Annotated in this window: 13 protein-coding genes; 4 read left to right on the top strand and 9 right to left on the bottom strand. The window is 41.2% G+C overall.

The window, feature by feature from the left end:
• Positions 1-316: 316 nt before the first annotated feature.
• Together BUB92_RS07540 and murB are read right to left on the bottom strand one after the other, a co-directional pair.
• Positions 317-2059, bottom strand: a complete 1743-nt coding sequence (locus BUB92_RS07540) for a B12-binding domain-containing radical SAM protein (protein ID WP_073092336.1) — start codon at positions 2057-2059, stop codon at positions 317-319.
• Between the two features lie 20 nt (positions 2060-2079).
• The gene (gene murB / locus BUB92_RS07535; RefSeq protein ID WP_073092333.1) at positions 2080-2979 is read right to left on the bottom strand and encodes a UDP-N-acetylmuramate dehydrogenase; all 900 of its coding nucleotides are present in this window, start codon (positions 2977-2979) and stop codon (positions 2080-2082) included.
• A gap of 186 nt (positions 2980-3165) precedes the next feature.
• On the opposite strand from murB, the gene BUB92_RS07530 reads away from it, so the two are divergent.
• From BUB92_RS07530 to lexA, 4 genes are all read left to right on the top strand, one after another.
• On the top strand, positions 3166-4566 hold the full coding sequence (locus BUB92_RS07530) for an FAD-binding oxidoreductase (RefSeq protein ID WP_073092330.1): 1401 nt from the start codon (positions 3166-3168) through the stop codon (positions 4564-4566).
• Between the two features lie 22 nt (positions 4567-4588).
• Complete coding sequence (locus BUB92_RS07525) at positions 4589-5881, top strand: (Fe-S)-binding protein (RefSeq protein ID WP_073092327.1); 1293 nt, start codon at positions 4589-4591, stop codon at positions 5879-5881.
• Between the two features lie 19 nt (positions 5882-5900).
• Positions 5901-6626, top strand: coding sequence for a tRNA 2-thiocytidine biosynthesis TtcA family protein (locus BUB92_RS07520; protein WP_073092324.1), 726 nt, complete (start codon positions 5901-5903; stop codon positions 6624-6626).
• A 68-nt stretch (positions 6627-6694) separates the two neighbouring features.
• Positions 6695-7312 (top strand): transcriptional repressor LexA, encoded by a 618-nt coding sequence (lexA, locus tag BUB92_RS07515; RefSeq protein ID WP_073092322.1) that lies wholly within the window; start codon positions 6695-6697, stop codon positions 7310-7312.
• A gap of 32 nt (positions 7313-7344) precedes the next feature.
• On the opposite strand, the gene glnA is transcribed toward lexA, so the two are convergent.
• The 7 genes from glnA to BUB92_RS07480 form a co-directional block, all read right to left on the bottom strand.
• Positions 7345-8673, bottom strand: a complete 1329-nt coding sequence (glnA, locus tag BUB92_RS07510) for a type I glutamate--ammonia ligase (RefSeq protein ID WP_073092320.1) — start codon at positions 8671-8673, stop codon at positions 7345-7347.
• 114 nt (positions 8674-8787) lie between these two features.
• A complete protein-coding gene (locus BUB92_RS07505; RefSeq protein ID WP_242939024.1) occupies positions 8788-9222 on the bottom strand; it encodes a DUF456 domain-containing protein in 435 nt (144 codons plus the stop codon).
• 19 nt (positions 9223-9241) lie between these two features.
• A complete protein-coding gene (locus BUB92_RS07500) occupies positions 9242-10471 on the bottom strand; it encodes a methionine gamma-lyase family protein (RefSeq protein WP_073092317.1) in 1230 nt (409 codons plus the stop codon).
• Positions 10472-10492: 21 nt separating this feature from the next.
• Complete coding sequence (locus BUB92_RS07495) at positions 10493-11386, bottom strand: AAA family ATPase (protein ID WP_073092314.1); 894 nt, start codon at positions 11384-11386, stop codon at positions 10493-10495.
• Between the two features lie 119 nt (positions 11387-11505).
• On the bottom strand, positions 11506-11754 hold the full coding sequence (gene hfq, locus BUB92_RS07490) for an RNA chaperone Hfq (RefSeq protein ID WP_073092311.1): 249 nt from the start codon (positions 11752-11754) through the stop codon (positions 11506-11508).
• A 47-nt stretch (positions 11755-11801) separates the two neighbouring features.
• Positions 11802-12734 (bottom strand): tRNA (adenosine(37)-N6)-dimethylallyltransferase MiaA, encoded by a 933-nt coding sequence (gene miaA, locus BUB92_RS07485; RefSeq protein ID WP_073092307.1) that lies wholly within the window; start codon positions 12732-12734, stop codon positions 11802-11804.
• Positions 12735-12752: 18 nt separating this feature from the next.
• A complete protein-coding gene (locus BUB92_RS07480; protein WP_073092303.1) occupies positions 12753-13538 on the bottom strand; it encodes a class I SAM-dependent methyltransferase in 786 nt (261 codons plus the stop codon).
• Between the last annotated feature and the right edge of the window lie 3 nt (positions 13539-13541).

Genomic DNA, 13541 nt, shown 5'->3' with positions numbered 1-13541 from the left:
TGAACGTTTACCCCGCTTGCTTTGCGAATGTTGGCAGCACGGAGTAACTGGTTGATCTTTAAAACCTTAAATAGTTTTGAAACTTCAGTTGTGACCTTTTCAGACGGATTAATTTGTTGTATCATTTAATCACGCATCCTTTCCGTTTGGATTGTTTTGGTTTCTTCCTTAATACCATTTTACCAAACGGGGATGCGTTTTTTGTTGTCAACAACAATTTTTTTGCTCAGTTACCCCCGATTTATTGCTGTTTGAGCAGGGTTTTCTGGATGCGAAACTTGAGTAAATTATTAATATTAAGAATTGATTTTACCAATTACATTATTTTTCCAATATCTATAACCCTCTCCGCTTTTTTGCTCACCTGATTATAAACAAACAGGATAGGGGTTAGCTTATCTCCTGCTTTTTTATCGATGACCCAGGCAGGCAAATATTCCAGATGGACATAACGCCTTATTTCCCGGGGGGATTTGCCGCTCCAGTCCGGCAAATAACGATCAATGAAGCTGCTGTCCCTTATAAGCTCATATACCATTTCACTTATACCTTGCGGATTATGGCTGGTAAAATCAGGGGGCAGCATATAAGCCCTATGGTTTAAAAAATAATCGTATTTTAAAATCTCGGCTGCCTGCTCGGCCAGGAAACCTTTTTCTTTCTCAATAAAGCTGCGCAGTAGGCCATAAAGGGTTTCTTTTTTATGTGCCATGGCGAAATATCCTCTATCTTCCCAGAAAAGAGCGAATTCTTCCCACAGGGTAAAAGGTTTATCCTCATATACTTCTTTTACCAGATATCTTAATGTATTTTTAAAACTTCCGCTGTTATAATAAAGTTCTAAAAGCTCTTCAATGCGCTTGAGTTTAACTATTTCGGCAAATGACAGGTAGTTATTCTCTAAAACCTGATAAGGAGGCCGAAAGTTGAATTTATACCCGTGTTCCCTGCTTTGCGTGCGTATAGGCGATCCCTTGAGCAGTTTCAAAAAACCTAGCTGGATAACATCAGGATAGAGATTATAGACCTCATTGAAAGAATGCTGAAAAAGGCTATAATTCTCGCCCGGCAGTCCGGCAATCAAATCGAGATGGATGTGTATATTGCCATATGCTATGAGTTTTCTTATTTTTCCCTTCATTTCTTCCCAGTTCCCGGGTCGGTTAACCGCTCTTAGCACATGATCATGAACTGACTGTACGCCAATTTCGAAAGCAAACATCCCCCGGGGTACCTTTTTTAAAAAATCCAGCATCTCTTCCGAGAGCAGTTCAGCACCTATCTCCAAATGAAAGCGGGTAGCCAGGTTGTTTTCCACTATAAATTCCATTATTTCCCGTGCCCTCTTCTCATGGCAGTTAAAAGTGCGGTCCACAAACTTTACTTCCGGAACTTTATTCTGCATAAAAAGCAGCAAGTCTTTTTTTACCCGGGGCAGAGAAAAATACCTCACCCCTTTTATGGTGGAAGAAAGGCAGTAACTGCAGTTAAAAGGACAGCCCCGGGAGGTTTCGTAATATACTATTTTATTCCGGTAATAACCTTTAAGATTTTCTTCACTATAGGGATTGGGGATTATATCCAGATTTTTTATGAGTTCCCGGTCCGGGTTTTGATAAATTTTATCCTGCCACCTATAGGTAATACCTTTTATTCCTTTCAGGTCTTGCCGGCTATAAATAGCTTCCAGAACTTCTTTTAAGGTAATCTCTCCCTCGCCGCGAATAATAATATCTATATCCTCATACTGGCTAAGGAGCTGTTCGGAATCAAAAGAAACTTCCGGCCCCCCCAGAATAATAATAGTATCCGGTGCAACTTTTTTAAAATCAGATACTAGCTGCAGTATAGGCTCAATATTCCATATATAACAGGAAAAAGCCAGAACATCCGGCTTTTTATCGAAGATATCCATCATTATTTTTTCCAGGTTTTCATTTATAGAATATTCTTTTATCTCTACGGCAAAAGGCCCTTTTGCACAGTAGCTTTTAAGATAGGCCAGAGCCAGAGAAGAATGTATATATTTGGCATTAAGAGTAGTTAAAAGCACCTTCATAACTCATTAACTCCCAGTTTTTATTTTTCGCCTACAATTTTAACTTCTACTTCCAGGTCCAGATTATAAGCTGCTTTGACCTGGGCTTTTATATAATCTATCAATTGTAAAACATCTTCACAGGTAGCTCCTCCGGTATTAACTATAAATCCTGCATGTTTAAAAGATACCTCAGCTCCTCCTATGCGGTATCCTTTAAGCCCCAGTTTTTCCAGCATAGGCCCTACATAATAGCCTTCCGGCCTTTTAAAAATACTTCCCGCACTGGGAAAATCAAGCGGCTGTTTTTCTCTCCTCCTTTTTCCCAGTTCCTGCATACAGGCTATTATTTCGTCCCGGTTGCCTTTTTTAAGCTTCAGTCTAGCTCCCAGTATAATGTGGCCATTTTCCTGAAAAATGCTGTAGCGGTATCCCCATTTCAGGTCAGCAGTATAAAAAGTTTTAAAATCCCCTTTTTCATCTACCGCATACACTTCTTTTATAACATCTTTAATTTCTCCTCCATAAGCACCTGCATTCATGAAAATAGCTCCACCTAAACTTCCGGGAATACCTTCGGCAAATTCCAGCCCGCTTAAGCTGCTGGCAGCTGCCTTTTTGGCCAGAAGAGATAATCTAACCCCTGCTTCGGCATATATTTCATCATTATCTACTTCTATCTGATTAAGACAGTTGCCTAACTTAATAACTATACCCCTTATTCCTTTATCGCGTACCAGGATATTACTGCCCAATCCTAAAATGAAAACTGGTATTTTTTTATCCTGAGCCCAGGCTAAAACCTTTTTTATATCATCTGCTGACTCCGGCAGTATCATAACATCACATGGGCCTCCGATTTTAAAACTAGTATGCTGGCACATAGGTTCGTTAAATCTTACCCGGGAAGAAGGCAAAATTTCTAAAACCTCTTCATACATATATTTCGACTCCTTATCGCTTAATCATAATTTATTTTTATTTTATATTTAAAACAATTATGCTTTAAAAAAGCTCTCCTGTTTTCCCATTATACCTTATTAACAGTATCTTAACAAAGTATCCTCCCGGTATATGATATAATTAGCATTAAAAATTATGTAATTAAAATTCTGGAGAGTGAGAAAATGGACAGGAAAAAAGTGGGAGAAGAACTGCTAAAAAGGCTGGGCCGGGAAAAAGTCCTCACCGATGAACTTGATCTTATGTATTATTCTTATGACAGTTCCTTCTTAACCAAGCTCAAGCCGGTACCTCCTCTAGCTGTAGTCTTGCCCAAATCTACCGAAGATGTACAGACAGTAATGCGTTTTGCCTATGAAAACGGTATCAATGTTATCCCCCGGGGGGCAGGTACGGGAGAAACCGGGGGATGTGTAGCTATAAATGATGGTATAGTGCTGGATTTGTCAACCTTTGATGAGATTGTGGAAATAGATGTAAGCAACATGCAGGTTATTGTAAGGCCAGGCATTGTTCATGCCCAGCTTAATAAAGAACTTGCCAAGTATAACCTTTTTTTCCCTCCTGATCCAGGAAGCAGCCAGATGTGTACCGTAGGAGGCATGGTAGCCAATAACGCCAGCGGTCTGCGGGCAGTCAAGTATGGATGTACTGAACAATATGTGCTGGGTTTGGAAGTAGTCCTGCCTAATGGTGATATAATTACCACGGGAGGGTTAAAGTCTAAAGCTATAAAAAACGTATCCGGGTTAAATCTTACCAAACTTATGGTAGGCTCAGAAGGTATCCTGGGGGTAATAACCAAAATAAGGCTTCGCTGCTGGCCCAAACCTAAAGCCAGAGGCATAGCCATGGCCGTTTTCGATAATTTAGACGATGCTCCAGCTACCGTCCTGGAAGTATATCAGGCGGGGATTATGCCTTCGGGTATTGAAATCCTTGACAGCTCAGCTATTGAAGCCGTAAACCAGTTTAAACCGGAAATAGGTCTTCCCGCAGCCGAAGCCATACTCCTTTTTGAAGTCGATGGCAATCCGCCCAGTGTAGAATACGAAGGGAATACTATAAAAGAAATTGCTTCCCGGAGAGCACGCCTGGTAGAATGGGCTACTGACCCCAAGCGCATGGCCGAACTCTGGGAAGGAAGAAGTGTGACAGCAGCCGCAGCAGCCCGGGTAAGAAAAGATGGCAGCCGCATATTTGCCGGTGAAGATATAAGTGTACCTCTTTCCAAAGTAGCTGATACTCTGCGCGCCATAAGAAAACTGGGCGACAAATATGGAATCAAAGTGGTAAATTATGGGCATATCGGCGATGGCAATGTGCATTCTGCTCCGGTAATTAACCCGGAAAACCCTGAAGAAGTGGAAAAAGTACAAAAACTGGTGCATGAAATCCATCTTCTAGCTATTGAAATGGGGGGGACTACTACCGGCGAACATGGAGTAGGAGTGGTAAGGCGTGAATATGCCCAGCTAGAACATGGATTAGCCCATAAATATATGCAGGAAATCAAGAAGGTTTTTGATCCTAAAGGTATAATGAACCCTGGTAAACTCATCTAAAACTGAAAGGAAGAGATAAAGAATGGATTTTAGAAACCTTCCTCCCGTCAGAGAACAGATAATGAAATGTGTACGCTGCGGTAAATGCCGCAGTGTATGCCCGGTTTTTGCTGAAATCCGCACCGAGGTTGCAGCTCCCCGCGGGCATGTATTTATGGTACAAATGCTGCGTGATGGTAAGATATCTCCTAGCAATGAAGTATATGAACGCCTGTCTAACTGTCTTATGTGTGAAACATGCAGCATAAACTGTCCTTCAGGCATTGACATTCATGAACTTAATGCTGCTGCTCGTTCGTATATTTATGAAAATAATCCCCATCTCGGAAAAGAGCTGGTTTTCGATACTTTATGGACAAAACCTTCTCTCCTTAAGGCTGCGGCTAAATTGATGTGGGGAGCCCAAAAAACCGGCTTACAGGCTTTCGCACGCCGGACAGGGCTTACCCGTCTCCTGCCGGGTGATCTTAAAAAAGCAGAAGGGATTTTATCTAAAGTGCCTTCTCGTTCTGCCCGCAGCATTCTCCGGACTAAAAATTCCCCTCGGGGGGAAAAAAAGCTTAAAGTAGGCTATTTTTTAGGCTGCGGCACTGACCTGTTAAATCCTCAGGTAGCCTTAGCTACTGTAGAGGTGCTTACCTACAATGGCTGTGAGGTAATTATACCGCCTGAAGCCAAATGCTGTGGACTTCCCCATATAGCAAATGGTAAACTAGAAACAGCCAGGCTGCTTGCGGTACATAATATAAAAATATTTAATGCTTATGATTTTGATTATGTAGTAACCGATTGTGCCTCCTGCTCCTCGGCTCTATCCAGCAAAAACCTGGAATTTCTCCTGGGAGGCCTGAAAATAGAAGAAGAGGCTAAATCCTTCGCAGCCAGGGTAATGGATTTAAACAAATTTTTGCTGGAAGTGATAGATATAAAAATTTCGGAAAAGGCTAAAACTAAAAAAACTAAAGTTACCTATCATGATCCCTGTCATTTAGCCAATGCTCAGGGTATAAAAAAAGAACCCCGGGAACTTTTAAACCGTATTCCAGGTGTGCAACTTATTGAGATGGCAGAAGCCAACCGCTGCTGCGGTGGATCAGGAACCTATGCCCTTACCCATTACGATCTGGCGATGAAAATTTTAGATAAAAAAATGGACAGCATAATGGAGACAGGAGCTCAAAAAGTTGCTACTGCCTGCCCCAGCTGTATGATGCAGATAAGCTATGGCATGAAGAGACATCATCTGGCAGGTGAAGTAGTACATCCCGTAGAATTAGTAAGTCAGGCTCTCTCCAGTCAACCGGCACGTAAATAACAAAACAAGAGGAGGCAAAATGTACAGTCGACGCATAAAATATGTTTTTAAAAAGATACGCGATGCCAACCTTAAATACCATCTCATTGCAAATGGCGATACCGTAGCGGTAGGGATGTCAGGAGGAAAAGACAGCCTTACCCTGCTTTATTTTTTAACCCTTTTAAAGAAGTACACCCCATTAAATTTTGCTATTAAGCCTGTATATATTGATTTAGGTTTTGGCAATGATATAAGCCCTTTAGAAAAATTTTGTCAGGAACTTAAGCTTCCTCTTTGCGTAGAACCTACTAACATCGGCAAAATTGTTTTTGAAATGCGTAAAGAAAAAAACCCCTGTTCTTTATGTGCCAACTTAAGAAGAGGCGCTTTAAACCGAGTAGCCAAAATCCATGGCTGCAACAAGGTAGCTTTAGGCCACCATCTGGATGATGCAGTAACAACCTTATTTATGTCTATGCTCTATGAAAGACGCTACCATCTGTTTAAACCCAAAACTTATCTTGACCGCATGGATATAACCGTTATCCGTCCTCTCATATATGTAGAAGAGAAGGATATTAAACTCATATGTGAACAGCTGGGAATTATGCCAGTTCAAAACCTGTGCCCGGCCAGCGGCCAGACCAAAAGGCAGGAAATAAAAGAACTGGTTGAGATGATAGAGCAAAATTTTCCCGGAGCCAAAGCCAATATTTTAGCCAGTATAGAAAATGTAGACCAGGATAGTTTCTGGTTTGCTTAAAACGAACATCTGTTTTTTTCTTTTATCATATGTTATAATTTAGTTAAAATTCCTTTGGAGGTAATGGAATGGGGAAAAAAGAAGGTTTAAACAAGAGGCAGGAAGCTATCCTGGAATATATAAGGGAAAAAATCCGCACTACCGGTTATCCTCCTTCCATACGCGAAATCGCGGAAGCAGTTGGCTTAAAATCGAGTTCTACCGTACATGCTCACCTGCTTCAGTTAGAGGAAAAAGGATATCTCAAACGCGATGCTACCAAAACGCGGGCCATAATACCGGTTGATATGGAAACCCCTCAGCCGGTTACCGAGGTCATAGCCCTTCCTCTTATCGGCACCGTAGCTGCCGGCACTCCCCTGCTGGCAGAGCAGAATATCGAAGACTACATCCCCGTACCTGCCAGTTTTATAGGAAGCGGCACCTATTTCTTACTGAGAGTGCGGGGGGAAAGCATGATTGAGGCGGGTATCCTAGATGGCGACTATCTTATCGTCAGACAACAATCCAATGCGGTTAATGGGGAAATTGTAGTCGCCATGCTGGAAAACGAAACTACGGTAAAACGGATATTTATAAGAGATAATTACATCGAACTCAAACCGGAAAACAGCGCTTTAGAACCTATCATTGCCCAAAATGTGCAGATTATCGGGAAAGTTACCGGTCTCCTGCGCAAAATGTAAAAGCGAGGAGGCTAACCTTCCTCGCTTATTTTTTAGAATTTTTCCAGATATTCATTGATTTCCCAGTCATAAACCCGGGTATTGTAATTTTCCCACTCCTTCATTTTCGCCCACACAAAGCGGGAATAAACATGTTCACCTAAAGCCTCTTTTATAACTTCATCTTTATGCAGCTCATTTATCGCCTCATATAGATTTTCCGGAAGTGATTCGATATTTCTCATACGCCGGGCAGCCAGGTCCATTTCATATATATTTTCTTCTACCGGAGGCGGAACTTCCAGTTTGTTTTTTATTCCATCCAGGCCTGCTTTCAGTATGACAGCTAATCCTAAATAAGGATTGCAGGTAGGATCAGGGTTGCGAATCTCAATTCTGGTTCCAATCCCACGGCGGGCCGGTATTCTGATTAAAGGACTCCGATTTTTATAAGACCAGGCTATATAAACAGGGGCTTCATAGCCAGGAACCAAACGTTTATATGAATTTACGGTGGGATTAGTAATGGCGGTTATAGCTTTTGCATGTTTCAAAACCCCGGCAATGAAATATTTACAGGTATCACTCAATCCGTCCGGACTATTTTCATCATAGAAAATATTCCTGTCCCCTTTAAAAAGCGAACAGTGCAGATGCATACCTGACCCGGCAATGCCGTAAATGGGTTTGGGCATAAAAGTAGCATGCAAGCCGTGCCTCTGGGCTACCATTCTTACTACTATACGGAAAGTTATGATATTGTCGGCTGTAGTCAAAGCATCTTTGTATTTAAAGTCTATCTCATGCTGACCAGGTGCTACTTCATGGTGGGCAGCTTCAATTTCAAATCCCATGCTCTGCAAGGTTTCCACCATATCCCGGCGGGCTTCTTCACCTTTATCTACCGGTGGTAGATCAAAATAGCCGGCTTTATCATTGGTTATTAAGGTAGGAGCTCCTTTTTCATCTACCTGAAACAGGAAAAATTCGGGTTCAGGGCCGACATACATGGTATAACCTAATTCTTCAGCTTCTTTTATAACTTTTTTGAGAACATAGCGGGGGGAGCCGGTAAAAGGTTTATTATCCGAATCATAAACATCACATATAATACGGGCAATTTTACCACTTGATACCTGGCTTGTCCAGGGTAAAACCATAAAAGTATTAAGATCAGGCTTTAAATACATATCTGATTCTTCAATACGTACAAAACCTTCAATCGAAGAGCCATCAAACATCAATTCTCCATCCAGTGCTTTTTCCAGCTGGTCAACGGTAATGGAAACACTTTTGTGTACCCCTAAAATATCAGTTAACTGCAATCTTATAAATTTAACATTTTCCTCTTTAACAATCCGTAAAACTTCTTCTCTGTTCATAAATAACCCCTCCAGCAGAATACTAACTATATTAGATTACCACCAAATTACACATATAGCAATTAAAATACTTTTATGAGGAATATTAAAATCATAGCCACCCCAACCAGCACATTAAAAACTAAACTGGTAACTATACCGGCTACTGCTCCCAAACCGGCGCGCGCTGCCCGAGCAAAATCTTTTATTCTTCAGGTATTCTCCTATAGCAGCTCCCAGCCAGGGAAATATAAAGATACCTAAAGGAGGTAAAATAAACAAACCTATTACAGCTCCTATAAAAGCCCCGGCTATGCCGTAAGAACTGGAACCAAAATGTTTAGCCCCTAATACAGCGGACAGATAATTTATAACTACTGAGAGTACGGTAAGTCCAGCCAGAAAAGCTATCCACCTGGGAGTTATAATATTGAAACCTTCATACCAGGCATAAGCAGCAACCGCAACAAATATGAGCGGAATACCGGGAAGAAAAGGCAGGAAAGTTCCCAGCAAACCTAAAAACATAAAAAGTAACACTACAATTAATATAACCGTATCTGTATGCATATAATTACCCACCTTAACATTATTTCCATAATATTTCTTCTATCAAGCGAACGGCTGCATATCTCACATGTTCATAGGTAAGACCTCCCTGTACATACACACAATAAGGGGAACGTAAAGGAGCATCACATGACAGTTCAATAGAAGAACCCTGAATAAAAGTACCTGCGGCCATTACCACTTTATTATCATATCCTGGCATATCCCCATACTCCAATTGCACATCACTATCTACCGGAGAACTGTTCTGTATAACCTGACAAAAGGCTAGGACTTCTTCTGTACTTCCTAACCTGATAGCCTGTACAATATCTCCTCGTTTTTCCTGCCAGGAAGGATAAACCTCATAACCATGCTCTTCGAAAATATAAGCTAACAGAAGAGCTCCTTTTAAAGCCTGCAGAACAACATGAGGAGCCATAAAAATCCCCTGATAAAAACAGCGGTTATTTATAAGGCTAGCTCCCAGTTCTTTTCCCAAACCAGGAGCGGTGATATGATAAGCTACCTGCTCAACCAGTTCTTTTTTTCCGACCACATAGCCGCCAGATGGTGCCAGTCCCCCACCCGGATTTTTTATAAGGGACCCGGCCATAATATCAACCCCGACTTCGGTAGGTTCAATAATATCGGTAAATTCTCCGTAACAATTATCTACCATGATTATGGTAGAAGGATTAGCCTTTTTTATTATTTTAACCAGCTCGCCGATTTCTTCTACCGTTAAGGCCGGTCGCAGGCTATAACCCCGTGAGCGCTGAATAAAGGCTATTTTGGTTTCCGCATCGATAGATTTTTTAATATTTTCCCCATCAGGCCTTCCCTCAGCCGTAAGCCCTACTTCCTGGTAGATTATTCCCTTATCCAGCAGGGTACCAGATAAAGAGTTATTTTTGCCTATAACCTTTTGCAAGGTATCATAAGGAGCTCCGGTAACCGAAACTAATTTTTCGCCCGGACGCATAAGGCCAAAGAGACAGGCAGAAATAGCATGGGTGCCGGAAACAATCTGTCCTCTAACCAGGGCATCTTCAGCAGCAAATACGTCTTTGTAAACTTCTTCCAAAACATCGCGTCCTATATCACCATAGCCATATCCAGAAGAAGAATTAAAGTGCACATCCCTTATATGATGTTTTTGCAAAGCCTTAAGCACTTTAACCTGATTATAAAAAGCCATTTCCTCTAATGCACGGAATCTATCCTTAAGTTCATCTTCTGCTCTTTTTACTATATCCAAAGCCCGCAATTTTTTACTCTCCTTTACCTGTTATGCTTTAATACTTGCCGGATCAGGCAGATCTTTTTCCTCGATGGTCATAAGTTCACGGCGGGTGAGATTTTCCCTATCAACCAGCCTTAAAGCCTGCAGCCTTATAGATTTCTCCACCAGGTTTCTTACCCAGCGGGCATTACCACTATGGGGATGCCGGTTTTGCACAAATTCGTTCAGTATCTGTCTTAACTTCCAGCGGCAGCGGTTAGTAAGTTCATAATCTCTTTCCTCATACATATTTTGAGCAATTTGCCAGAGCTCATCGGCATCATAATCTTTAAACTCTATATATATAGGAAACCTTGATCTGAGTCCAGGATTAGAAAGCAAAAAGCGTTCCATTTCGTCTGCATATCCCGCCAGTATTATTATAATATTATCACGGTAATCTTCCATAGCTTTAACCAGAGTAGCTATAGCTTCCTGGCCAAAATCTTTTTCTCCTCCCTGGGCCAAAGTATAAGCTTCATCTATAAAAAGAACCCCTCCTAAAGCTTTTTTTATCACTTCCCGCGTTTTTTGCGCCGTATGCCCTATATATTCCCCCACCAGATCTGCTCTCTCTACTTCTACCAGATGTCCTTTGGATAGGATGCCCAGGTCATGGAAAATACTTCCCATTATACGAGCTACCGTAGTCTTGCCGGTTCCAGGATTGCCTTTAAATATCATATGCAGAGAAGTAGAAGAGGTCTTCAGTTTAAAAGCTGCTCTTTTATTCTGTACCAGGGCAAAAGCTGTAATCTCTGCCACATTGCGTTTTACTTCTTTAAGCCCTACCAGTTTTTCCAGTTCATAAAAAGCATCACTGCGCCTTAGTATCCCCTGATCCAAGCAGGTGGAAACTGCATCTCCTTGTCTTTCTTTATACTTTACTGATATCTCCAAGCTATATCACCACTTTCCCCTTAATAATTTTCTTTTTCACCTGCATTATTATATGAAAAAAGGCTAAAAGTGGTGATATACATTATACAAGGCCAAAATAAAAACCCGGGAAATCCGGGTTATTCTTCTTTATTCTCAGGATTAAGGTTAAGCTGTCCAATAGGCTTAAGGGGAGCTACTGTCGATATGGCATGTTTATAAACCATCTGCTGCTTCCCTTCTACTTCGATTACTACCGTAAAATTATCGAAACCTTTTACCAGCCCCTTTATTTGAAATCCATTTACCAGGAAAATAGTTACAGGTATTCTTTCCTTGCGCACCTGATTTAAAAATGCATCCTGCAAATTAAGCTGATTTTTACCCATCTAGCTGTTACCTCCATTTCAAAATATCTCTATCTTACAGAAAAATTCTACGCTTTATATAATTGTCCTGCTATATAAGCGCAAATTTTTTGCGCCAGAATAGCAGATGAAGGATAATCCTTAACATTAATCCACATAATCCTTTTATCTTTTTTAAACCAGGTATACTGCCTTTTAGCATAATGCCGGGTTTCTCTTTTTATTTCCCGCAGCATCTCTTCATAAGTCAAAAAGCCGCTTAGGTAATACCAGACCTGTTTATATCCTAATGCCTGCATGGAGTTTAAAGAGGGATCATACCCTTTTTTAAAGAGCGCATACACCTCTTCAATCAACCCTTTTGCTATCATCTCCTCTACTCTTTGATCAATGCGCCGGTATAATTCATCTCTTTCCAGATATAAACCTACTGCTGCCAAATTATAACACGACACATCCCGGGTCTGAAAGCGGGAAAAAGGTTTCCCCGTTAAATAATATACTTCTAAAGCCCTTATTATTCTTTTCTGGTCATTAGAACTTATAAGTGCCGCATAATCAGGATCAACCGTTTTTAAATATTCATAAGCCCAGCTAAGGCCTTTTTCATTTACCATTTCCTCTAAACGGCGGCGCACTTCATCCTTAGAGGGCATAGGGAAAAACTTGTAATCATCCACTACCGCCTGATAGTAAAGGCCGGTACCCCCGACTAAAATCGGCAGCCTGCCCCGACTGTTTATATCTCTTATTAATTCCTTAACCTTTTTCTGATAATCAGCCACACTGTAATTAACCTCGGGATCTACTATATCTATCATATGGTGAACTACCTTTTTCCTTTCTTCTTCCCCTACTTTGGCCGTTCCTATATCCATCCCTTTATAAATCTGCATGGAATCACAGGATATAATCTCCCCTTTTAGCTTTTGCGCAACTATTAACGATACTTCGGTTTTTCCTATAGCTGTCGGCCCTACGATAGCTGCCAGTTTTAACAACAGGCATTACCTCCATAACTAATGCTTTTTTTCTATTACCCCATAAGCGATTTTATTATTAGGGCTTCCTACTATTTTCGTAAAACCCAGCCTTTTAAGTTCCCCACTGGCATAAAGCTCCTTCATTACTACCTTTTTGCGGGCCACTCGCAGGGCTTCCCGCAAACTTTCCTCGGCTACCGGCTCAAGACAAGCCAGAAGCCTTAAAGGAGATATAGCCTGGCTTTTTAATATCGGTTTTCTAAACATAGGATCAAAGTAAACAATGTCAAAGGAGTTATCTTTTAAAGAAGAAAGATACTCCCGGTAATCAACATTTACCACTTCAATCCTTTTTATCGCTCTATCAAGCCAGTCTACCGGCGTACGATACATCTTCATACCCCATTTGATAATAGAAGCCACCAGAGGGGAATACTCAAGCCCTACTATACGGCCCTGGGAGGCAAAATAAGAAGCTACGATAGCATCAGCTCCTAATCCTAAAGTACAGTCTAAAACTTTATCATCTTCCTCTAATTCCATAGCCTGTATCATAGGATCAGGCTGATTAAACTTCCGGTAATTAGAAATCCTGACTTTAGCCATACTGGGATGAAAATAAAACCGCGTTTTTTCATCTATATACAGGACAGGCCCTTCTTCCTGCCAGATAACTATACCCTCAGCATCTTTTTCCTTTTTTATCTTCGCCAGGCTTTTTTTCCCTCGAGGCACAAATTCTATCCCCGTTTCCCGCAAGAAAGCTTGCAATTCAGGACTTAAATCTGTTCGCGACTGGGTAGTAGTGGCTATTACTCTCATCTT

The organism is Thermosyntropha lipolytica DSM 11003 (assembly GCF_900129805.1).
GTDB lineage: Bacteria > Bacillota > Syntrophomonadia > Syntrophomonadales > Syntrophomonadaceae > Thermosyntropha > Thermosyntropha lipolytica.
This window is presented reverse-complemented; position numbering and strand designations above follow the sequence as displayed.